We start from the raw sequence: 21,710 nt of genomic DNA, 5'->3' as shown, positions 1-21,710 counted from the left end.
TCGTCGAGCACGTAGTGTTGTCGTCAACAGAACTGACGACGGCGCGGTCCGTGACCGCGCACCGGAAGTGGGCGATCCCAGCGTGACGCAGAACGCGCAGTCCGACTCCACCCGTGCCGACTTCGGCGCGAACGAGTGGCTGGTCGACGAGCTGTACGAGCAGTACCAGAAGGACCGCAACGCGGTGGACCCCGCGTGGTGGGACTTCTTCGAGGGCTACAAGCCCGAGACGCTCGGTGCTGCCAGGAACGGTGACGCCACCACGGCCACGCCACCGGCGCCCCCCGCGCCGACGGCCCCCGCTGCCGCGCCCGTGCCGTCGCGCGCGCCGGCACCGGCAGCCCGGCCGACGACGTCCGGCACGTCCGGGGCGAGCGTCCCGTCGCCCGCGCCGCCGGCCGAGGCCGCACCGTCCCCCGTCGCCACCGCACAGCCCGCGACCGCCCCGTACGCCGAGGTCGCCACGCGCCGCCCCGAGGACGACGGCTCGAAGGCCGTCGACGACGTGCAGCGGCTGCGCGGTCCCGCCGCGCGGGTCGTCACCAACATGGAGGCGTCGCTCGAGGTGCCGACCGCGACGTCGGTGCGCGCGGTGCCGGCCAAGCTGATGGTCGACAACCGGATCGTCGTCAACAACCACCTGTCGCGCGGCCGCGGCGGCAAGGTGTCGTTCACGCACCTGATCGGCTTCGCGCTGGTCGAGGCCGTGCGCGAGATGCCCGCGATGAACTCGTCGTACACGCTGGTCGACGGCAAGCCGGGCGTGCTCGCACCGGCCCACGTCAACCTGGGCCTCGCGATCGACCTGGCGAAGCCGGACGGCACCCGGCAGCTGCTCGTGCCGTCGATCAAGAAGGCCGAGACGCTCGACTTCGCGCAGTTCTGGACCGCGTACGAGGACGTCGTGCGCCGGGCGCGCGGCAACAAGCTCACGGTCGACGACTTCGCGGGCACGACGCTCTCGCTGACGAACCCCGGGACGATCGGGACCGTGCACTCGGTCCCCCGCCTCATGCAGGGGCAGGGCACGATCGTCGGCGTCGGCGCCATGGACTACCCGGCGGAGTTCGCCGGCACGTCGGACGAGCAGCTCAACCGCATGGGCGTCTCGAAGGTCCTGACGATCACCTCGACCTACGACCACCGGATCATCCAGGGCGCCCAGTCGGGCGACTTCCTGCGCATCCTGTCGCGCAAGCTGCTCGGCGAGGACGGGTTCTACGACCGGGTCTTCGCAGCCCTGCGCGTGCCGTACGAGCCGGTCCGCTGGGTCCGCGACGCGAACCACGACCCCGACGCGGAGGCCATCAAGCCGGCGCGCATCGCCGAGCTGATCCACTCCTACCGCTCGCGCGGGCACCTGATGGCGGACACCGACCCGCTCGCCTACCGCCAGCGCAAGCACCCCGACCTCGACGTCCAGAACCACGGCCTGACGCTGTGGGACCTGGACCGCACGTTCCCCACCGGGGGCTTCACCGGCAAGACGCGCGCGACCCTGCGCGACGTCCTCGGCCTGCTGCGCGACTCGTACTGCCGCACGGTCGGCGCCGAGTACATGCACCTGCAGGACCCGCGGCAGCGCCGCTGGCTGCAGGAGCGCCTGGAGTCCGGCTACGCGCGCACGCCGCGCGAGGACCAGCTGCGCATCCTGCGGCGCCTGAACGCCGCCGAGGCGTTCGAGACGTTCCTGCAGACCAAGTACGTGGGACAGAAGCGGTTCTCGCTCGAGGGCGGGGAGTCGCTCATCGCGCTCCTCGACGCGATCCTGTCGCGGGCGGCGAACGGCGGTCTCGACGAGGTCGGCATCGGCATGGCCCACCGCGGCCGGCTCAACGTTCTGGCCAACATCGCCGGCAAGTCCTACGGGCAGATCTTCAGCGAGTTCGAGGGAAACCAGGACCCGAAGTCGGTCCAGGGCTCGGGCGACGTGAAGTACCACCTGGGCACCGAGGGCGTGTTCGCGGCCGAGTCCGGTGCGACGACCGCCGTGTACCTCGCGGCGAACCCGTCGCACCTGGAGGCCGTGGACCCGGTGCTCGAGGGCATCGTGCGCGCCAAGCAGGACCGCATCGACCTAGGCGGCGACGGCTTCTCCGTGCTGCCGATCCTCATCCACGGCGACGCGGCCTTCGCGGGCCAGGGCGTCGTGTTCGAGACGCTGAACCTCGCGCAGCTGCGCGGGTACCGCACGGGCGGCACGATCCACGTGATCGTCAACAACCAGGTCGGGTTCACGACGGGCCCGTCGTCGTCGCGCTCCTCGCAGTACGCGACCGACGTGGCCAAGGGTCTGCAGGTCCCGATCTTCCACGTCAACGGGGACGACCCCGAGGCCGTGGTGCGGGTCGCCGAGCTGGCCTTCGAGTACCGCGAGCAGTTCGACCGCGACGTCATCATCGACATGGTCTGCTACCGCCGCCGCGGCCACAACGAGGGCGACGACCCGTCGATGACGCAGCCGCTCATGTACAACCTCATCGAGGCGAAGCGCTCGGTGCGCAAGCTGTACACCGAGACCCTCGTGGCCCGCGGCGACATCACGATCGAGGAGGCCGAGCAGGCGCTGCGCGACTACCAGTCGCAGCTCGAGCGCGTGTTCACGGAGACCCGTGAGGACGGCTGGACCCCGCCGCCCGCCGACGTCGAGACGGTCGCCGGGCTGGAGCGCCCGGAGTCGCAGCTCGAGGACGCCGGGATGATGGTCGGCTGGCAGACCGCCGTGCCGTCGTCGGTCCTGCAGCGCATCGGGCAGGCGCACGTCAGCCCGCCCGAGGGCTTCACGGTCCACCCGAAGCTCGCGCAGCTGCTCGCCAAGCGCGACCAGATGAGCCGTCAGGGCGGCATCGACTGGGGCTACGGCGAGATCCTCGCGTTCGGCTCGCTGCTCATCGAGGGCACGCCCGTGCGGTTGGCCGGGCAGGACTCGCGCCGCGGCACGTTCGTGCAGCGCCACGCGGTGCTGCACGACCGCGAGACGGGCGCCGAGTGGACGCCGCTGCTGTACCTGTCGGGCGACCAGGCCAAGTTCTGGGTGTACGACTCCTCGCTGTCGGAGTACGCGGCCCTCGGTTTCGAGTACGGCTACTCCGTCGAGCGTCCCGACGCCCTCGTGCTGTGGGAGGCGCAGTTCGGCGACTTCGTCAACGGCGCGCAGACCGTCATCGACGAGTTCATCTCCTCCGCGCAGCAGAAGTGGGCGCAGCGTTCGTCGGTGGTCCTGCTGCTCCCCCACGGGTACGAGGGCCAGGGGCCCGACCACTCGTCGGCGCGCATCGAGCGGTTCCTGCAGATGTCGGCCGAGGACAACATGACGGTCGCGCAGCCCTCCACCCCGGCCTCGCACTTCCACCTGCTGCGTCGCCAGGCGTACCAGCGGCCGCGTCGGCCGCTCGTCGTCATCACGCCGAAGTCGATGCTGCGCCTCAAGGCCGCCACGTCCGACGTGCAGGACTTCTCGTCCGGCACGTTCCGCACGGTCATCGGGGACGACCTGGCCGCGGCCAAGGCCGACCAGGTGACGCGGGTCCTGCTCTGCTCGGGCAAGGTCTACTGGGACCTGCTCGCGCAGCGCGTGTCGTCCGGCGACCAGCAGACCGCGATCGTGCGGTTCGAGCAGCTCTACCCGTTCGAGCCCGACGTGATCCGGGAGGTGCTCGCGCCGTTCGGCGACGCCGAGCTGGTCTGGGTGCAGGACGAGCCGCGCAACCAGGGCCCGTGGACGTTCGTGTCCACGCACCTGCCGGAGATCGTCGGCCGACCGCTGCGCGCGGTGTCGCGCCCGGGGTCGGCATCGCCCGCGGCCGGGTCCGCCAAGAAGCACGCGATGGAGCAGCGGGCGCTGATCGAGGAGGCCTTCGCCCGCTGAGCGTCCGGGCCTCCTGCGCGCAGTGCGCTCAGGAGGCCTGCTCGTCCTCGACCTGGTCGTCCTGCGTGCACGTGAAGCGCCGGCGGTAGGCCAGCGGGGTGGTGCCGAGCGTCCGCGCGAAGTGGTGCCGCAGCAGCGCCCCGCTGCCGAAGCCGCAGCGGCGGGCCACCTCGTCGACGGGGGCGTCCGTGCGCTCGAGCAGCTCCTGGGCGCGGGCGACGCGCTGCCGGGCGACCCACGCGGCGGGCGTCGCGCCCGTCTCGGCGCGGAACCGGCGCGCGAACGTGCGCTCCGACATCAGCGCGCGCGCGGCGAGCTCGGGTATCCCCAGGTCACCGTCGAGGTGCTCGAGCATCCAGGCGAGCAGCGGGGACAGCGTCTCGGCCTCGGGCGGCAGCGGGGTCTCGACGTACTGGGCCTGGCCGCCGTCGCGCTGCGGGGGCACCACCATGCGCCGCGCGACGCTCGCCGCGGCGGCCGCGCCGAGCTCGCGCCGCACGAGGTGCAGGCACGCGTCGATCCCGGCGGCGGTGCCGGCCCCGGTGATGATGCGGTCGTCCTCGACGAACAGCACGTCGGGGTCGACCGTGGCCGTCGGGAAGCGTGCCGCGAGTGCGGCCGCATGCATCCAGTGCGTCGTGCAACGGCGCCCGTCGAGCAGCCCGGCCTCCCCGAGGGCGAACGCGCCGCTGCAGATGCTGAGGATCCAGGCGCCGCGGGCGTGCGCGTCGCGCAGGACGTCGAGGACCTCGTCCCCCAGCGGCGCGGGCGGCATGCCGTAGGCCGGGACCACGACGAGGTCGGCGTCCCGCGTGGCGTCGAGGCCGTGCTCGACGAGGATCGAGAACCCGCTCTTGGTGGGCACGGCCGCGCCGGGGGTGGGTCCGCAGACGCGGAAGTCGAAGGAGGGGCCCCCGGTGTCCGAGCGGTCGATGCCGAACACCTCGCACGCGGTCCCCAGCTCGAACGCGGCGACGTTGGGCAGGGCGAGCACGGCGACGCTTCGGAGCATGCTCCACGATCGCACGGGAGTGGCGGGATATCAACGTGCATCGTCTGTTCTGCCACTCGTGGCGCGATATCGATGCGCGCAGAGTTTCAGCCATGGACATCTTCTGGTTGGTCGTCACGCTCCTCGCCGTCGCCTCCTGGCTCGGCTGGCTCACCCGCGTCGTGCGCGACGACGGCCTCGGCCACCGCTCGCCTCCCCCGTCGCACCACGACGACGCCGCACCCGTCACACACGTGTTCTCCCGCTGAGCCGAGCAGGGCCCACGGCGGCACCCGACCGCCGCCGACACGCACCACCCGCACGGGCGAACCGCACACCCCTGCGCCCCTGCGCCTGAGAGACTGTCGCCGAGCACGCACCGGGCCGTCCGGCGCTGCGGCCAAGGGCAGGAGTGATGCGCGTGGGTGAGCTGCCGCTGCGGCTCGCGGTCGTCGGGGACGAGCTCGTGGCGGGTACGGGCGACCCGAAGGGCCTCGGGTGGATCGGACGCGTCACCGCGCGCACGAGCACCCCCGACCCGCTGACGGTCCTCACGCTCGCCGTCCCGGGCGAGACCAGCACCGACCTGGGTGGGCGCTGGGACGCCGAGGTGTCGCGGCGCCTGTCGCCGCACGCCGACAACCGGCTCGTCGTGGCGCTGGGCCGTGCCGACATCGCCGCCGGCCTGTCGCTGGCGCGCAGCCGGCTGAACCTGGCCAACGTGCTCGACGTCGCCGACCAGCGGCGCATCCCCGCGTTCGTCGTCGGCCCGCCGCCGGGCGCCGCGCACGAGGGCGACCGGCTCGCGGAGCTGTCCGCCGCGCTCGGCGACGTCGCGGCGCGCCGCCGCGTGCCGTACGTCGACATGTACTCGCCGCTCGCCGCGCACGACCAGTGGCTCGCCGACATGGCCACGTCGCCGCGCAGCCTGCCCGGGCAGGCCGGCTACGGCCTCATGGCGTGGCTCGTCCTGCACACCGGCTGGCACTCCTGGCTGGGCCTGCCGGTCGACGGTGCCTGAGCCGGTGCCCGACGTCCCGACGGACACCCCGACCGGCCTGGCCCCCGACGACGCGCGCGTCGTCGGGGCGCGCCCGGTGCTCGAGGTCTGCGCGCGCGCCGCGGTGATCCTGCTGGTGGGCGCGGTGGTGCTGTACGTCGGGTACGTCGTGGTCGAGCGACCGGCACCCGGCGACGCGATCGACGCCGGGACCGCCGCAGGGATCGTCGCGCTCATGTACGGCCTGCACCTGGCCGCGCTGCTCGTGCTCGGCTGGCCCGGTGGCCTGCTGACGGCGCACCTGATGCGCCACGACGCCTCCGAGGCCCGCCACGTCGCGGCGTTCGCGCTGGCCGGCGCCGTGCTGGGGGCTGCCGTCCTGCTCGTCGCGGGACTCGCCGGCGCTGCGGTCGTGTGGGCCGTCGTGGGCGCGGTGTCCGCCGGCGGCGCCCGCGCGTGGACGGGTCACGCGCGCCGCCGCCGAGCCGCACGCGGCGCCCCCACCGAAGCGTGAAGGGTTGTTGCCGGGATCCGGCAACAACCCTTCACACGTCGGGACCTCGCCGGCGCGTCAGCGCACCGTCGCGCGCATCGTGCGCAGCGCCGTGTCCAGCACGGTGCGCAGCGTCTCGACCGTGAGCTCGTCGACGCCGCGACCGGCGTCCGCGCGGCGCAGGTCCGCGCGGACCTCGTCCCCGAACCGCCGGACGATCGCCTCCGCCTCGACGCGGCGGCGGTGCGAGGCCGTGCGCTGCGGGTCCGGCTCCCCCGACGCCGGCGTCGCCGCGTCGCGCGCCCGCTGCGCCGCCGACGCGAGGTCGGCCCGCAGGCCACGCATCGCCGCCTGCACGTCGTGCCGCACCTCGGACGCCTGGTCGCGCACCGTCTCGGAGATCCCCGCCTCCAGGTGCGCGAGGTCGCCGCGGCGCTCGTCGAGCTCCGCGCGGCCCGTGTCGGTCAGCGTGTACGTCGCCTTGCGACCGTCGTCGGAGCGGCGCACCAGCCCCTCCTCCTCCAGACGCGCCAGACGCGGGTACACCGTGCCGGCGCTCGGCCGGTAGGTGCCCCCGAACCGGTCGCTGAGCGCCGTGATGAGCTCGTACCCGTGCCGGGGCCCGTCCTCGAGCAGGGCCAGCAGGTACAGCCGCAGCTGGCCGTGCGCGAACACCTTGACCATCAGACCGGCCGGTCGGTGACGACGTCGTCCGGCGCGACGTCCTGCACGTCGTCCTGCACGTCGTCCTGCACGTCGTCCGGCACGTCGTCGGCGACGGCCGCACGCAGCACCGTGACGTGCCCGGTGACGGTGGTCGCCGAGACGAACGCGCCGCCCTCGCCGGCCTCGAGGTCGACGGTGCGGTGGCCCGGGCCGGCGCCCTTGTGCTCGCGCCCGTCGACGACGAGCCGCCCGGAGACGGACTGCGCGCGCACCTGCAGGCCCGCACCCTCGGGGAGGCGGACGGTCAGGTCGCCCGACACGGTCGTGACCGTGAGGGAGGACGTGCCGGCGCCGACGTCGAGCGAGACCGCGCCCGACACGGAGTTGCCCTGCACGAGCGTCAGGTCGCCGGATGCGGCGAACTCCCCGGAGACGGTGTTGAAGCGCAGGTCGCCGTCGTGCCGGCGCACCACCATCTCGCCCGAGACGGAGTTGGTGGACAGCCGCCCGCGGACGTCGTCGACGACGACGGAGCCCGACACCGTCGAGACCGACACGTCCTCGCGCAGCCCGGCCACGAGGCCGTCCCCGCTGACCGTGGCGACCTTGGCCAGCACGGAGCGCGGCACGGCCACGTGCACGTCGGCGCGGTCCTTGTCCTGGAAGTTGCGGAACTTCTCGACGAAGCCCTCCCACCCCCCGAGCGTGAAGCTGTACCCGACGCGCAGCTCGCCGTCGGACAGCGTCACCTCCAGCGGGCGGCCGTCGACGCGGTGCACCTCGAGACGCGCACCGCGCGCCTGCGGGTCGTCGTGCGCGACGACGTCGACGCGCCCGCCCACGAGCCCGACGCGCAGCGCGCGCACGTCCTCGACCTCGATCACCTGCGGGCCGGCAACGACCCAGGACTCTGTCGACATGGTTCCTCCAACGCGATATGTCGTGTGTGGCTGACACGCTATATCGCGAGTTGTTCGGCCGCAAGACCCTAGGCACGCCGACGGCCGGCGACCCGTAGGTCACCGGCCGTCCGGTCGTGCGCCGCGCGTCAGGCCACGATGCCGGCGCCGCGCAGCTCGACCGTCAGGTCGTGGGGGTTGGACGCGACCGCGAGCGCCTCCTCGTACGTCACGACCGCGTCGTGCACGAGCGAGTACAGGTGCTGGTCGAACGTCTGCATCTTGTAGAAGTCGCCCTCCTTGATGAGGTCGGTCAACGGCGGGTTCTCCTGCGGCTCGACGATCGCCTCCGCCGTGCGGCCCGTGTTGATCATCACCTCGATCGCGGCCTGCCGACCGCTGCCGTCCGCCTTGCGCACCAGGCGCTGCGAGACGATGCCGCGCAGCGCCTGAGCGAGGGCGATGCGCACCTGCTTCTGCTCGTGCGGCGGGAAGAAGTCGACGATGCGGTTGATGGTCTCGGCCGCGTCGATGGTGTGCAGCGTGGAGAGCACGAGGTGGCCCGTCTCCGCCGCGGACAGCGCCGCGCGCACGGTCTCGACGTCGCGCATCTCGCCCACGAGGATCACGTCCGGGTCCTGCCGCATCGCCGCGCGCAGCGCCACCGTGAAGTCCGCCGTGTCCTGGCGCACCTCACGCTGCGAGACGATCGCCTTCTTGTCCGAGTGCAGGATCTCGATCGGGTCCTCGATCGTGACGATGTTGACCTCGCGGTAGGAGTTGATGAGGTCGACCATCGACGCGAGCGTCGTCGTCTTGCCCGACCCCGTCGGCCCCGTCACCAGCACCAGGCCGCGCGGCTCGAGCGCGAGCTCGCCCACGACCTCGGGGAGCCCCAGCTCGCTCAGCGACTGCGCGCCGACCGCGACCCGTCGGAAGACCATGCCGAACGTGCCCCGCGCCTGGTAGGCGTTGACCCGGAAGCGACCCACGCCCGACAGCGAGTAGGCGAAGTCCGCCTCCTTGGTGGCACGGAACGTGTCGACCATGTCGTCGGGGAGGACCTCCTCGAGCATGTTCTGCGTGTCCGCAGGCCGCAGCTCCGGCGCCTGCAGCTTGCGCAGACGACCGTCGACCCGCACGCGGGGGGCCGAGCCCACCTTGCAGTGCAGGTCGGAACCGCCCGTGCTGGCCAGGGCGTGCAGGAACGGGATGACGGACTGTGGCTGCGGGGTCACCCAGAAGGTATCGGGACCTGCGCCCCCGCACTTGAGGCGCACGCACGTCGCGACGCGCGTGCGCGGTGTGGGACGATGGGACCACATCCCCGGTGCCGTGCCCTGTGCGCGCGCGCCGCGACACGAGGAGAACCACGATGAGCAAGCGTGGCCGCAAGCGCCGCTCCCGCAAGGGGAACGCCGCCAACCACGGCAAGCGTCCCAACGCCTGAGCGTTCGACGCAGTCCTGAGCGCCAGTCGAGCAGTCCTGAGCGCGAAGCAGTGACGTCACGGGCCCGGAGCATCGCTCCGGGCCCGTCGTCGTCCTCAGGAGTCGGCGACGGGCCCGGAGCATCGCTCCGGGCCCGTCGTCGTCCTCAGGAGTCGGCGGCCGACCCGCCGGTCCGCAGCCGCAGCACCGTGATCTGCTCGTGGATCCGCAGGCGCAGCGTCGCCGGCGCCTCCTCCTGGCAGCAGCGCCGGACGAGCTGCTTGAGCACCAGCTCGACCTGCTCCTCCTCGAGGCACCGCGCGCACTCCTCGAGGTGCGCGCCCACGCGCACCTGGTCGAGCTCCTCCAGCTCGGAGTCCACGTACTCCCACAGCCGCTGGACGGCCTCGTCGCACCCGCAGGGCGCACCGGCCGCGGGGCGGCGTGCGTCGACGGTCGGGTCCTGCGGGGCGTCGGTGACGGCCGCGTCGTCCTCGTGCGCGCTCATCGCGCACCGTCCGGCGCCGACGGCGCGGCGCCCGCCAGCCCGCGCCCGCGGGCGTAGTCGGACAGCAGCTCGCGCAGCTGTGCGCGGCCCCGGTGCAGGCGGGACATCACCGTCCCGATCGGCGTGCCCATGATCTCGGCGATCTCCTTGTACGCGAAGCCCTCGACGTCCGCCAGGTAGACCGCGATGCGGAAGTCCTCGGGGATCTGCTGCAGCGCGTCCTTCACGTCGGAGTCCGGCAGGTGGTCCAGCGCCTCCGCCTCGGCGGAGCGCAGCCCGCGCGACGTGTGGGACTCGGCCCGCGCCAGCTGCCAGTCCTCGATCTCCTCCGACCGGGACTGCTGCGGCTCACGCTGCTTCTTGCGGTACGTGTTGATGTACGTGTTGGTGAGGATGCGGTAGAGCCACGCCTTGAGGTTCGTGCCCGGGCGGTACTGGTGGAACGCCGCGAACGCCTTCGTGAAGGCCTCCTGCACCAGGTCCTCGGCGTCGGCGGGGTTGCGCGTCATGCGCAGCGCGGCGCCGTACAGCTGGTCGAGGTAGACCAGCGCCTCCGCCTCGAACCGGTCGCTGCGAGCAGCGTCGTCCTCACCGGCCGGGGCGCGCGTGGTGCCCTCACCGTCGTCGAAGTCCTGCGGGTGCTCGCTCATCGTCACCGAGCCTAGTGCGCCGCGGCGTGGACCACCCGAGGGGGCGACCGGCACCCCCCACGCCAGGACGGCGGCGGCAGGACCCGCGACGAGGGGCCCCACGACGGTCGGGGTCGCGGTCACGACAGCACAGCTCATGACCGACCCAACGCCGCCCGACCGCACGGGCATTCCCCGACGCGTGCGCGCGCCGCGGACGACGCACGGCGCTAGCGTGGGAGGCACCGCCCGTCGGCGGTGGAGCCCCCAGGAGGAACCCGTGCTGCTGCGCCGTATCGCCCGTCCGCTGTTCGCCTCGTGGTTCGTCAGCCAGGGCGTGGACGCGCTGCGCCATCCGGGCGCGCACGCGCAGGTCGTGCGGGACGGGCTCGACGGGCTGACTACGCGCATCCCCGCGTCGGCCCGGGCCTCGGCCCCGGCACCCGTCGCACAGGCCCTCGACGGCGGTCTCAGCGACAAGCAGCTCGCGACGCTCACCCAGGTCCACGGCGCGGCGATGCTCGTCGCCGGCGCGATGCTCGCCGTCGGGCGGGCGCCGCGCACGGCCGCGCTGACGCTCGCGGGGCTCACCGTGCCGGTCGTCCTGGTGAACCTGCCGCTGGGGCGACGCGGGGCCCTGACCCCGGAGGCCCGCAAGGCCCGGCAGGAGCGCCTCGTGCGCGCGCTGGCCTTCACGGGGGGCGCCGTCCTCGCGGGCGTCGACCTCGAGGGGCGCCCGGGCGTGTCCTGGCGCCTGCAGCACGCGCGCGCGGACCGCGCCGCGCTCAAGGCGGCGCGGGTCCACGAGGCCGCCAAGCACGTGGACGACTGACGTGACCATCGCCCGTCGCCGCTAGCCTGAGGCGCATGACCAGCCAGCACGCCGACCTGTGGACCGCACCCGTCGCCGACGGGCCGCTCGACGCGACGGTCGCCGTCCCCGGGTCGAAGTCGCTGAGCAACCGCTACCTCGTCCTCGCGGCGCTCGCCGACGGGCCGAGCACGCTGCGCTCCCTGCTCGTGTCCCGCGACACGCGCCTGATGGCGGGTGCGCTCGAGACGATGGGTGTGCAGGTCGACCTCGGGGGCGACGTGGTGCAGGTGGCCACCGCCCCGCTGCGCGGGCACGTGACGATCGACTGCGGCCTGGCCGGGACGGTCATGCGGTTCCTGCCGCCGGTCGCGGCGCTCGCCGACGGGCCCGTGCACTTCAAGGGCGACGTCGAGGCGCTGGCCCGGCCGATGGGCCCCCTGCTGGACGCGCTGCGCGCCCTCGGGGTGCGCGTCGACGACGAGGGCGAGGCGGGGCGCCTGCCGTTCACCGTGCACGGCCGGGGGGCCGTCCGCGGCGGGCAGGTCGACGTCGACGCGTCGGGGTCGAGCCAGTTCGTCTCCGGCCTGCTGCTGGCCGGTGCGCGGTTCGACCGCGGGCTCACGGTGCGGCACACCGGCCCGACGCTGCCGAGCCTCCCCCACATCGAGATGACCGTGGCCGTGCTGCGCGCCGCCGGCGTCGTCGTCGACGACTCCCGTCCCGAGATCTGGCACGTCGAGCCGGGACCCGTCGCGGGGCGCGACGTCCACGTCGAGCCCGACCTGTCCAACGCGGCGCCGTTCCTGTGCGCCGCGATGGTCGCCGGCGGTACCGTCCGCGTCCCGGGCTGGCCCACCCGCACGACGCAGCCGGGCGGATTGCTGCCCGACATCCTGACCCGCATGGGTGCGCGCGTCGCGCTCGACGACGACGTGCTGACGGTCAGCGGCACGGGCGAGGTGCGCGGCGTCGACCTCGACCTGCGCGCCGCGGGCGAGCTGGCGCCGACGATCGCGGCGCTCGCGACGCTGGCCGCGTCGCCCACGCGGCTGCGCGGCATCGCGCACCTGCGTGGCCACGAGACCGACCGGCTCGCGGCGCTCGCGTCGGAGATCACGCGCCGGGGCGGTCAGGCCGAGCAGACGTCCGACGGGCTGGTCATCACCCCGCGGCCCCTGCACGGTGGCGTGTGGCGCACGTACGCCGACCACCGCATGGCCACGGCCGGTGCGCTCGTCGGCCTGCGCGTCCCCGGTGTCGAGGTCGAGGACGTCGCGACGACCGCCAAGACCCTGCCGGGCTTCGTCGACATGTGGTCCGGCATGCTCGCCGCCGGCGCCCGGGGAGTGGTACGCGGCGGCCTGACGACGGAGCCGACCGCCTGATGCCGACGCGGCGCTACGACGAACGGGACGTGCGGATCCGTCCCGGTCGCGGTTCGCGTCCTCGCACCAAGCAGCGCCCGGAGCACGCCGACGCGCGCACCGCGATGGTCGTCACCGTCGACCGCGGCCGGTACACGGTGCTCATCGACCCCGGCGGTCCGGACGAGACGCGGATCCTCGCCATGAAGGCGCGCGAGCTGGGCCGCAACCGCGTCGTCCCGGGCGACCGGGTCGACGTCGTGGGCGACACCACCGGGGACGACGGCTCGCTCGCGCGCATCGTGCGGATCGGCGAGCGCCGCACCGTCCTGCGCCGCACGGCCGACGACACCGACCCCGTCGAGCGCATCATCGTCGCCAACGCGGACCGGCTCGTCATCGTCACCGCGCTGGCCGACCCGGAGCCACGCACGCGCATGATCGACCGGTGCGTCGCGGCGGCGTACGACGCCGGCATGGAGGCGCTGCTCGTGCTGACCAAGGCGGACCTGGCGGACCCCGCCGAGCTGATCGCGATGTACCGCCCGATCGGCGTCGGCGTGGTCGTGACGCGCCGGGGCGTCGACCCCGCGACGGGCGAGAGCGTCATCGACGGGTTCGAGGAGCTGCGCGACATCCTGGCCGGTGAGGTGTCCGTGCTGGTCGGGCACTCGGGTGTCGGCAAGTCGACGCTCGTCAACGCACTCGTGCCGGACGCGCGACGTGCCGTGGGCGTGGTCAACGACGTGACGGGCCGCGGGCGCCACACCTCGTCGTCGGCGGTCGCGCTCGAGGTGCACGGGACGGACGCCCCGACGTGGGTCATCGACACCCCGGGCGTGCGGTCGTTCGGCCTCGCCCACGTCGACCCGAGCCACCTGCTGGGCGCCTTCGCCGACCTCGACGCGGTCGCCCGCGCCTGCCCCCGCGGGTGCACGCACCTGGCGGACTCCCCGGACTGCACGCTGGACGAGTGGGTCGCCGACGCACCGGACGACGTGACGCGTGCGGCCCGCGCCGCGCGGCTCGACTCGTTCCGGCGTCTGCTGGTGAGCCGCCTGGGCGTCGAGGACGAGCCCGACCACGACGGCGCGCGCGGCCGGTGAGCGCGGCGGCGTCCCGGTAGGTTGTCGGCGCGGACCGACCACCGACGACGGCGGACGGGGACCGCATCTGGCACGAGGAGCCCCATGGCCTACGACGACGACCTCCGGCTGGCGCACGTCGTCGCCGACACGGTCGACTCGCTGACGATGTCGCGGTTCAAGGCGCAGGACCTGCAGGTCGAGACCAAGCCCGACCTGACGCCCGTCACCGACGCGGACCGCGCCGCCGAGGACCTGGTGCGCTCGCAGCTCGGGCGCGCGCGGCCGCGCGACGCGGTGCACGGCGAGGAGCGCTCGGACACGGGCCACGGGCCGCGCCGGTGGGTCGTCGACCCGATCGACGGGACCAAGAACTTCGTCCGCGGGGTGCCGGTGTGGGCGACGCTGCTCGCGCTGATGGACGGCGACGAGGTCGTGCTCGGCGTGGTCAGCGCACCGGCGCTCGGCCGTCGCTGGTGGGCCGCGAAGGGCACGGGCGCGTTCACCGGCAAGTCGCTCGCGGCGGCGACGCGGCTGCGCGTCTCCGGTGTCGAGCGGCTCGAGGACGCGTCGCTGTCGTACTCCGACCTGGCGGAGTGGGAGGAGCAGGGGCGGCTCGAAGAGTTTCTCGACCTCAGCAGGCGGGTCTGGCGGACGCGGGCCTACGGCGACTTCTGGTCGTACGTGCTCGTCGCCGAGGGCGCCGTCGACGTGGCCGTCGAGCCCGAGCTGGCGCTGTACGACATGGCCGCGCTGGTGCCCGTCGTCACCGAGGCGGGTGGTCGGTTCACGTCGCTGCGCGGCGTCGACGGCCCGCACGGCGGCAACGCGGTCGTCACCAACGGCCTGCTGCACGACGAGGTGCTGGCCGCCCTGTCCGTCTGACGCCGACCTCACGACGACCTGACGCGCCCCCGCGAGGAGAACCCGTGGACCACGACCGGCACGCCGCGCACGCGGCGTCCTTCACCCAGAACGCCGACGAGTACGCGGCCGTCCGCCCCGGCTACCCGCCTGCTGCGGTCGACCTGCTGGTGCCCGCCGGGGCGACCGCCGTGCTCGACCTGGCCGCCGGCACCGGCAAGCTGACCGAGTCCCTGGTCGCGCGCGGGCTGAGTGTCGTCGCGGTCGAGCCGGCCGACGGGATGCGCGCGCAGCTCGTCGCGCGCCTGCCGCAGGTCGAGGTGCACGCGGGCACCGCCGAGCGGATACCGCTGCCCGACGCGTCGGTCGACGCCGTCACGGTCGCGCAGGCGTGGCACTGGTTCGACGAGCCGGCGGCGGCCGCCGAGGTCGCGCGCGTCCTGCGCCCGGGCGGCCAGGTCGGCGTCGTGTGGAACGACCGCGACGAGGACGTCCCGTGGGTCGGCGCGTACGGCGCGCTGCTGCACGAGATCGCCGGACCGCAGCTCGCCCGCGGGACGCGTCCGACGCTCGGCGAGGCGTTCGGGGACGTCGTGCGCACCGACGTGCGGTGGGACCACGTCCTGACCCCCGACGAGCTCGTGCGCCTCGCGGGCACCCGCTCCTACGCCCTCGTCCTGCCCCCCGCCGAGCGCGCCGCCCTGCTGGCCCGCGTCCGCGACCTCGTCACCACCCACCCGGCCATCGCGGGCCAGGCCCACATCCCGGTCCCGTACCTCACCCGCGTCTACACGGCCCGCGTCCGCTGACCCGCCCCCCCGACCGGAACCTGGCTCACCGAACGGCACCCCGGACGAGGAGTCAGGTTCCGGTCGGCGGACGGGTGAGGATGCCGGGGAGGTCGGCGAGGGTGTGGATGACCGTCACGTCGGCCGCGGCGATCTCCGCGTCCGTCACCGGGACCCGGCGTGGGCCGGGGCGGTCCAGCCAGATGCCGACCAGGCCGGCACGCTGCGCAGCGACGGCGTCGACGTCGAGCTCGTCGCCGACGTAGGCCGTGCGGTCGGGCGCGGTGCCCAGCCGGCGGCACGCCTCGAGGAACACGCGCGGGTCGGGCTTGCCGTAGCCGAGGGTGTCGACGCCGACGAGCACCTCGAGCCGCTCCCCCAGGCCCACGCGCGCGAGCTTGGCGGTCTGGTGGGCGTGGCCCGCGTTGGTCAGCGCGCCGACGCGGATCCCGGCGTCGAGCAGCCGGACGAGCACGGCGTCGGCGTCGGCGTGCGCCGTCCAGCCCGACGCGAACGCGTCGTCGAACAGCGCGTCCCACGCGTCGTACGCGTCCTCGTCGAGGACCGGGCCCCCGAGCGCGGCATGCAGCTCGTTCGCGCGCGTCATGCGCTGCTCGCGCTGCGTGCGCTCGCCGCGCGTGTAGGCGCGGTAGTGCCCGCCCGCGTCGGCGCGCCACATCGCCAGCGCCACGTCGACGTCGGCCCCCGGCACGTACCGGTCGAGCACCGCGGCCAGCGCGACGCGGAACGCCGCGCGGGTCTCGACGAGGGTGTCGTCGATGTCGAACAGGACGCCGTCGACAGCCCTCACAGGCTCGCGCGCAGCGCGGCGACGCGTGCGAGCGTCGCGTCCTTGCCGAGGATCTCCATCGACTCGAACAACGGGGGCGAGATGCGGCGACCCGTCAGCGCGACGCGCAGGGGCGTGTAGGCGAAGCGCGGCTTGATCCCCAGGCCGCCCTCCTCCGCGGGTGCGACGAGCGCAGCCGCCAGGGCGGTCTGCGTCGCGTCCGTCGTGAAGCCGCCCGCGGGGATCGCGCCCAGCACGCGCGCCGCCGCGTCGAGCACGTCGGCCGACTCGGGGCGCAGCGCACCGCGTGCGTCCTCGGCGACCTCGAGCGCGTCGTCGGTGACGAAGAGGAAGCCGAGCATGCCGACCGCCTCACCGAGCAGCGTCATGCGCTCCTGCACCAGGGGCGCGCCCGCGTCGAGCAGCGCGCGGTGCTCGACCGACAGGTCGGCAGCCGAGGCGGCGGGCACCAGGCCCGCGGCGTGCAGGTACGGCACCAGGCGGTCGCGGAAGTCGTCCGGCGCGAGCAGCCGCACGTGCGCGCCGTTGATCGCCTCGGCCTTCTTCAGGTCGAAGCGCGCCGGGTTGGCGTTGACGTCGGCGACGTCGAACGCCGCCACCATCTCGGCCACCGTGAACACGTCGCGGTCCGGCGCGATGGACCAGCCCAGCAGCGCGAGGTAGTTGAGCAGCCCCTCGGGGGTGAAGCCGCGGTCCCGGTGCAGGAACAGGTTCGACTCCGGGTCGCGCTTCGAGAGCTTCTTGTTGCCCTCCCCCATGACGTACGGCAGATGGCCGAACTGCGGCATCACCTGGGCCACGCCCAGGTCCAGCAGCGCGCGGTGCAGCACGACCTGACGCGGCGTGGAGGACAGCAGGTCCTCGCCGCGCAGCACGTGCGTGATGCCCATGAGCGCGTCGTCCACCGGATTGACCAGCGTGTACAGCGGCTGGCCGTTGCCGCGGACGATCACGAAGTCCGGCACCGACCCGGCCGTGAACGTGATCTCGCCGCGCACGACGTCGGTGAACGTGACGTCCTCGTCGGGCATGCGGACGCGCACGACCGCCTCGCGCCCCTGCGCGCGGTAGTCCGCCCTCTGCTCGTCGGTGAGGTCACGGTCGAACCCGTCGTAGCCGAGCTTCGGGTCGCGCCCGGCCGCGCGGTGCCGCGCCTCGACCTCCTCGGCCGTCGAGAAGGACTCGTAGGCGTACCCGCCGTCGAGCAGGCGCGCCACGACGTCGCGGTACAGGTCCATGCGCTGCGACTGCCGGTACGGCGCGTGCGGGCCGCCGACCTCGACGCCCTCGTCCCAGTCCAGGCCGAGCCAGCGCAGCGCGTCGAGCAGCTGCTCGTACGACTCCTGGGAGTCGCGCGCGGCGTCGGTGTCCTCGATGCGGAAGACGAACGCGCCGCCGACGTGGCGGGCGTACGCCCAGTTGAACAGCGCGGTGCGGATCAGCCCCACGTGGGGGGTGCCGGTCGGGGACGGGCAGAAACGGACGCGCACGGGGCTGCTGGCGGGCACAGGACACCTCAGGAGGGCAGGGACGGGGACCGTCGTCAGCCTACCCAGCGTGGCGCGTCGTGCCCGCGCGGGGGCGGCTCCTGCTGCGTGTCAGACTGCGTGCTGCTGTCTCTCGTGCTCGTCACCCGTGGAGGGCCCGTGGCCCAGCACCTCAACGACCCGCCCGGCCGGCCGGCGCCCCGCGCCGTCCCCGGCACCGGCCGGCAGACGTCGCAGCGGTGGTCCGCTCGCCACCGGCTCCTCGCCGGGGCGGGGGTGGTCGTGCTCCTCGTCACCGTGGTCGCCGCCCTGAACGGGGGGCGCGGCACTGCCGACGAGCTCCCTGGCGTCGACGCCACTGCGCAGGGGACGCGTGCGGAGCCGAGGACGTCGACGGCGCAGCCCACCGCCGAGCCGGTCGCCGCCTCGGAGGAGGCCGACGCCGCGCGCCGTGCCGAGGAGGAGCGCCTGGCCGAGGAGCAACGCCTGGCCGAGGAGCAGCGCGTCGCCGCCGCGCAGGCAGCGGCCGCGGCAGCCGGGCCGGGCACCGTCGCCCAGCAGGAGGCCCACGAGGCCGCGGTGCGCTCCCTGCACTACACCGCGTTCTCGCGCGCAGGGCTCGTCGCGCAGCTCGAGCTCGAGGGCCACGTCGCCGCGGACGCGGAGTTCGCCGTCGCCCGCCTGGAGGCGGAGGGTGGCGTCGACTGGGACGCGCAGGCCGCGCTGGGTGCGGCCCGGTATCTCGAGTACACCTCCTTCTCGCGGTCCGAGCTGGTCGACCAGCTCGTCGCCGAGGGCTTCAGCCCCGCGCAGGCCGAGCACGGCGTGAGCACGACGGGCCTGCGCTAGCGGCTAGCGGGCGGCGACGGGCTCCCCGTCGCGCACGCCGGCCGCCCACACGTCGCCCGGCACGTCGCCGGGCAGCAGCGGGTTGCCGTGCCCCACGAACCGCTCGTCGGTGCCTGCCCGCCGCGCCGCGCGGAAGTCCGCGAGGGCGCCCAGCGCCCAGCGGGACAGCAGCAGGATCGCGACGAGGTTGACCGTGGCCATCAACGCCATCGCGATGTCCGCGACGGCCCACACCGTGGTCAGCGCGAGCAGCGAGCCGACGCCGACGGCCGCCAGGACGAGCGTGCGCAGCGCGGTCACGCCGCGCCCGCGGATGCCCAGGTACGTGAGGTTGATCTCGGCGTAGGAGTAGTTGCCGAGGACCGAGCTGAACGCGAACGTGAACACCAGCACGGTCATCGGGAACGTCGTCCACGTCCCCAGCTCGTGCGCGACCGCCTGCGACGTCAGCGCCGCGCCGGCGTTCGCGCCGGTCTCGCCCGGCACGTACACCTCCGGACCTGCCGACAGCACGATGAACGCCGTCGCGGAGCACACGAGCATGGTGTCGACGAACACCCCGAGCGACTGCACCAGCCCCTGCTTGAGGGGGTGCGAGACCGTGGCCGTCGCCGCCGTGTTGGGCGCCGAGCCCATGCCCGCCTCGTTGGAGAACAGGCCGCGCTTGGTGCCGTTGAGCACGGCCGCGAGGATCCCGCCCGCGGTCCCGGCCAGGGCGCTGTCCAGGCCGAAGGCTCCCCGGAGGATGTCGCTGAGGACGTCGGGCAGCGCCGACAGGTTGAGCGCGACGATCACGAGCGCGAGGAGCAGGTACGCCCCGGCCATCAGCGGCAGCACGACCTCGGCGACGCGGGCGACGCGCCGGACGCCTCCGAAGAGCACGGGCGCGGCGAGGATCATGAGGATCACCGCGCTCCACGCGACGGGCACGTCGTGGCTGGAGGACAACGTGTCCGCGATCGTGTTGGCCTGCACCATGTTGAATGCGAACCCGAACGTGAACACCAGCAGGACCGCGAACACCGCACCCCACCGGTACGAGCCGAGCCCGCGCTGGATGTAGTACGCGGGGCCGCCGCGGTAGGAGCCGTCGTCGGCACGCACCTTGAACACCTGCGCGAGCGTCGCCTCGACCAGGGCCGTCGCCATGCCGACGGCGGCGACCACCCACATCCAGAAGATGGCGCCGGGGCCACCGAGCGTCAGCGCGACCGCGACGCCCGCGATGTTGCCTGTGCCGACGCGCGAGGCCAGGCCGACGGCGAACGCCTGGAACGAGGAGATGCCACCGGCCGCGTCCTCGCGCGACGACGCGATCTGCCGGATCATCGCCGGGAACATCCGCACCTGGACGAATCCCGTGCGCACCGTGAACCACAGACCGACGCCGACGAGGACGTAGACGAGCCAGTAGGAGTACAGCGCGTTCGTGAGCCAGTCGATCCCCACCTGCAGGTCCATGCCGCGCCCCCGTCCGCCGGTCCCGTGGGGCCGAGCGTAGGGGCGTCACCACCGCGCTGCCAGGCCTACGGCGTGCGGCGCAGCACCGGGTTGCGCAGGACCCCGATCTCCTCGACCTCGACCTCGACGACGTCACGGTGCTCGAGCCGGCCGACGCCCGCCGGTGTGCCGGTGAGGATGACGTCGCCCGGCAGCAGCGTGAACACCTCGGAGATGTACGACACGAGGTAGGCGACGTCGAAGACCATCTGCGACGTGCGCCCGTCCTGGCGGGTGCTGCCGTTGACCCGTGCGGTGACCGCCAGGTCGTCGACGTCGAGCCCAGGCACGATCCACGGGCCCAGCGGGCACGACGTGTCGAAGCCCTTGGCGCGCGTCCACTGGTCGTCGGAGCGCTGGACGTCGCGTGCCGTGACGTCGTTGGCGACCGTGTAGCCGAACACGTGGGCCAGCGCGCGCTCCGGCGTGACGTCCTTGGTGACCTTGCCGATGACGACGGCCAGCTCGGCCTCGTGCTCGACGTGGTCGGTCCAGTCCGGCAGGACGATCGGGTCGTCCGGGCCGACCACGGAGGTGTTCGGCTTGAGGAACAGCAGGGGTGCGGCGGGCACCTCGTTGCCGTGCTCGGCGGCGTGCGCGGCGTAGTTGCGGCCGACGCCGATCACCTTGGACCGCGGGATGACGGGTGCGAGCAGGCGCACGCCGTCGTCGTCGAGGGGCAGGCGCTCCCCCGTCGGCTGCACGGGGGTGTAGATGGGGTCGCCGCTGATGACGACGAGCTCCTCGCGACCGGGCTCGCCCTCGACGAGCGCGTAGCGGGGGTCGGAACCGTTGGTGAACCTGGCGATGCGCACCCGACCACCCTAGGCGGTCCGGCTCGGGTCAGACGCGGGCGAGGACCTCGCCGTGGGGCACCAGGAACCAGCCGTCGGGCGACGTGCCCCACTCGCGCCAGGCGTCGGCGAGCAGCTCCAGGGCGACCTCGTCGGCCAGCCGGTGACCCATCGCCTGGACCGCGAAGTTCGACGCGACGCACCGGTCGGCCCACAGACCGGCCCACCACGCGCGGTCCTCGGGGGTGGCGTAGCACCACACGCCGGCGCCGGGCGCGACGCCCGCGGGGTCGAAGCCGGCCTGCCGCACCCACGACAGCAGGCGACGGCCCGCGTCGGCCTCGGCACCGTTGGCCTGCGTGACCTCGTGGTAGAGCGCCTGCCACTCGTCGAGGCCGGGGTGCGCGGGGTACCAGGTCATGCCGGCATAGTCGGCGTCCCGCACCGCGACGACGCCACCGGGCCGCGTCACGCGCCGCATCTCGCGCAGGGCGGCCACGGGGTCGGTCAGGTGCTGCAGCACCTGGTGGGCGTGCACCACGTCGAACGCGTCGTCCTCGAAGTCCAGCGCGTAGGCGTCGCCGACCGCGAAGCGCACGTTGGCGGCACCGACGTCGACGGCGTGCTCCTCGGCCACGGCGAGGACCGTGGCGGACTGGTCGATGCCGACGACCTCACCGGGTGCGACACGCGCCGCGAGGTCGACCGTGACGGTCCCGGGGCCGCAGCCGACGTCGAGCAGCCGGCTGCCCGGGGCGAGCGCGGGCAGCAGGTACGCGGCGGAGTTCTCCGCCGTGCGCCACCGGTGAGAGCGGAGCACGCTCTCGTGGTGGCCGTGCGTGTAGGCGTCCTGGGTCCGCGTGGTCACACG

General features: G+C 73.9%; 22 protein-coding genes. 11 read left to right on the top strand and 11 right to left on the bottom strand.

Going from position 1 to position 21,710, the window contains the following annotated elements; genetic code table 11:
- Positions 1–82 precede the first annotated feature (82 nt).
- Positions 83–3,868, top strand: a complete 3,786-nt coding sequence (locus OKX07_RS06725; RefSeq protein WP_265631068.1) for a multifunctional oxoglutarate decarboxylase/oxoglutarate dehydrogenase thiamine pyrophosphate-binding subunit/dihydrolipoyllysine-residue succinyltransferase subunit — start codon at positions 83–85, stop codon at positions 3,866–3,868.
- Between the two features lie 28 nt (positions 3,869–3,896).
- On the opposite strand, the gene OKX07_RS06720 is transcribed toward OKX07_RS06725, so the two are convergent.
- Complete coding sequence (locus OKX07_RS06720; protein ID WP_265631067.1) at positions 3,897–4,880, bottom strand: GlxA family transcriptional regulator; 984 nt, start codon at positions 4,878–4,880, stop codon at positions 3,897–3,899.
- Between the two features lie 92 nt (positions 4,881–4,972).
- Between OKX07_RS06720 and OKX07_RS06715 the strand changes: the two genes are divergently transcribed.
- The 3 genes from OKX07_RS06715 to OKX07_RS06705 all read left to right on the top strand — a co-directional run bounded on the left by OKX07_RS06715 (position 4,973) and on the right by OKX07_RS06705 (position 6,373).
- Positions 4,973–5,128, top strand: a complete 156-nt coding sequence (locus OKX07_RS06715; protein ID WP_265631066.1) for a hypothetical protein — start codon at positions 4,973–4,975, stop codon at positions 5,126–5,128.
- Between the two features lie 146 nt (positions 5,129–5,274).
- On the top strand, positions 5,275–5,880 hold the full coding sequence (locus OKX07_RS06710; protein WP_265631065.1) for a GDSL-type esterase/lipase family protein: 606 nt from the start codon (positions 5,275–5,277) through the stop codon (positions 5,878–5,880).
- 4 nt (positions 5,881–5,884) lie between these two features.
- On the top strand, positions 5,885–6,373 hold the full coding sequence (locus tag OKX07_RS06705) for a hypothetical protein (protein ID WP_265631064.1): 489 nt from the start codon (positions 5,885–5,887) through the stop codon (positions 6,371–6,373).
- A gap of 57 nt (positions 6,374–6,430) precedes the next feature.
- On the opposite strand, the gene OKX07_RS06700 is transcribed toward OKX07_RS06705, so the two are convergent.
- The 3 genes from OKX07_RS06700 to OKX07_RS06690 all read right to left on the bottom strand — a co-directional run bounded on the left by OKX07_RS06700 (position 6,431) and on the right by OKX07_RS06690 (position 9,155).
- Positions 6,431–7,036 (bottom strand): PadR family transcriptional regulator, encoded by a 606-nt coding sequence (locus OKX07_RS06700; RefSeq protein WP_265631063.1) that lies wholly within the window; start codon positions 7,034–7,036, stop codon positions 6,431–6,433.
- Entirely contained in the window at positions 7,036–7,938 is a 903-nt protein-coding gene (locus OKX07_RS06695) for a DUF4097 family beta strand repeat-containing protein (RefSeq protein ID WP_265631062.1), read from the bottom strand. Before OKX07_RS06695 ends, OKX07_RS06700 begins: the two co-directional genes overlap by 1 nt.
- A gap of 128 nt (positions 7,939–8,066) precedes the next feature.
- Entirely contained in the window at positions 8,067–9,155 is a 1,089-nt protein-coding gene (locus OKX07_RS06690; RefSeq protein ID WP_265631061.1) for a type IV pilus twitching motility protein PilT, read from the bottom strand.
- Between the two features lie 137 nt (positions 9,156–9,292).
- Between OKX07_RS06690 and OKX07_RS20455 the strand changes: the two genes are divergently transcribed.
- The gene (locus OKX07_RS20455; RefSeq protein WP_099052597.1) at positions 9,293–9,367 is read left to right on the top strand and encodes a 50S ribosomal protein bL37; all 75 of its coding nucleotides are present in this window, start codon (positions 9,293–9,295) and stop codon (positions 9,365–9,367) included.
- A gap of 145 nt (positions 9,368–9,512) precedes the next feature.
- On the opposite strand, the gene rsrA is transcribed toward OKX07_RS20455, so the two are convergent.
- On the bottom strand, positions 9,513–9,854 hold the full coding sequence (rsrA, locus tag OKX07_RS06685) for a mycothiol system anti-sigma-R factor (RefSeq protein ID WP_265631060.1): 342 nt from the start codon (positions 9,852–9,854) through the stop codon (positions 9,513–9,515).
- Positions 9,851–10,642 (bottom strand): sigma-70 family RNA polymerase sigma factor, encoded by a 792-nt coding sequence (locus OKX07_RS06680; RefSeq protein WP_416220838.1) that lies wholly within the window; start codon positions 10,640–10,642, stop codon positions 9,851–9,853. The genes rsrA and OKX07_RS06680 overlap by 4 nt, the downstream gene beginning before the upstream one ends.
- Positions 10,643–10,763: 121 nt before the next feature.
- On the opposite strand from OKX07_RS06680, the gene OKX07_RS06675 reads away from it, so the two are divergent.
- From OKX07_RS06675 to OKX07_RS06655, 5 genes are all read left to right on the top strand, one after another.
- The gene (locus tag OKX07_RS06675; protein ID WP_265631058.1) at positions 10,764–11,315 is read left to right on the top strand and encodes a DoxX family membrane protein; all 552 of its coding nucleotides are present in this window, start codon (positions 10,764–10,766) and stop codon (positions 11,313–11,315) included.
- A gap of 35 nt (positions 11,316–11,350) precedes the next feature.
- Complete coding sequence (aroA, locus tag OKX07_RS06670) at positions 11,351–12,682, top strand: 3-phosphoshikimate 1-carboxyvinyltransferase (protein ID WP_265631057.1); 1,332 nt, start codon at positions 11,351–11,353, stop codon at positions 12,680–12,682.
- Entirely contained in the window at positions 12,682–13,767 is a 1,086-nt protein-coding gene (gene rsgA / locus OKX07_RS06665) for a ribosome small subunit-dependent GTPase A (protein WP_265631056.1), read from the top strand. The genes aroA and rsgA overlap by 1 nt, the downstream gene beginning before the upstream one ends.
- Positions 13,768–13,851: 84 nt before the next feature.
- Positions 13,852–14,631 carry a histidinol-phosphatase gene (hisN, locus tag OKX07_RS06660; RefSeq protein ID WP_265631055.1) on the top strand — a complete coding sequence of 260 codons (780 nt, stop codon included), beginning with the start codon at positions 13,852–13,854 and terminating at the stop codon, positions 14,629–14,631.
- A 44-nt stretch (positions 14,632–14,675) separates the two neighbouring features.
- Positions 14,676–15,419 carry a class I SAM-dependent methyltransferase gene (locus OKX07_RS06655; protein WP_265631054.1) on the top strand — a complete coding sequence of 248 codons (744 nt, stop codon included), beginning with the start codon at positions 14,676–14,678 and terminating at the stop codon, positions 15,417–15,419.
- A 52-nt stretch (positions 15,420–15,471) separates the two neighbouring features.
- On the opposite strand, the gene OKX07_RS06650 is transcribed toward OKX07_RS06655, so the two are convergent.
- Together OKX07_RS06650 and gltX are read right to left on the bottom strand one after the other, a co-directional pair.
- On the bottom strand, positions 15,472–16,209 hold the full coding sequence (locus tag OKX07_RS06650; RefSeq protein ID WP_265631053.1) for an HAD family hydrolase: 738 nt from the start codon (positions 16,207–16,209) through the stop codon (positions 15,472–15,474).
- Positions 16,206–17,717: a glutamate--tRNA ligase gene (gltX, locus tag OKX07_RS06645; RefSeq protein ID WP_265631052.1), complete on the bottom strand. Its 1,512-nt coding sequence runs from the start codon at positions 17,715–17,717 to the stop codon at positions 16,206–16,208. The genes OKX07_RS06650 and gltX overlap by 4 nt, the downstream gene beginning before the upstream one ends.
- A gap of 138 nt (positions 17,718–17,855) precedes the next feature.
- On the opposite strand from gltX, the gene OKX07_RS06640 reads away from it, so the two are divergent.
- A complete protein-coding gene (locus tag OKX07_RS06640) occupies positions 17,856–18,545 on the top strand; it encodes an Ltp family lipoprotein (protein ID WP_265631051.1) in 690 nt (229 codons plus the stop codon).
- A 3-nt stretch (positions 18,546–18,548) separates the two neighbouring features.
- On the opposite strand, the gene OKX07_RS06635 is transcribed toward OKX07_RS06640, so the two are convergent.
- The 3 genes from OKX07_RS06635 to OKX07_RS06625 all read right to left on the bottom strand — a co-directional run bounded on the left by OKX07_RS06635 (position 18,549) and on the right by OKX07_RS06625 (position 21,707).
- Entirely contained in the window at positions 18,549–20,006 is a 1,458-nt protein-coding gene (locus OKX07_RS06635) for an alanine/glycine:cation symporter family protein (protein ID WP_265631050.1), read from the bottom strand.
- A 65-nt stretch (positions 20,007–20,071) separates the two neighbouring features.
- Entirely contained in the window at positions 20,072–20,860 is a 789-nt protein-coding gene (locus tag OKX07_RS06630; protein WP_265631049.1) for a fumarylacetoacetate hydrolase family protein, read from the bottom strand.
- Between the two features lie 28 nt (positions 20,861–20,888).
- A complete protein-coding gene (locus OKX07_RS06625; RefSeq protein WP_265631048.1) occupies positions 20,889–21,707 on the bottom strand; it encodes a methyltransferase domain-containing protein in 819 nt (272 codons plus the stop codon).
- Between the last annotated feature and the right edge of the window lie 3 nt (positions 21,708–21,710).

The sequence above is a fragment of the Cellulomonas sp. S1-8 genome (assembly GCF_026184235.1).
In the GTDB taxonomy this organism is placed as follows: Bacteria; Actinomycetota; Actinomycetes; order Actinomycetales; family Cellulomonadaceae; genus Cellulomonas.
The sequence above is the reverse complement of the archived record's forward strand: the minus strand, read 5'-3'. Positions and strand labels throughout refer to the sequence as shown.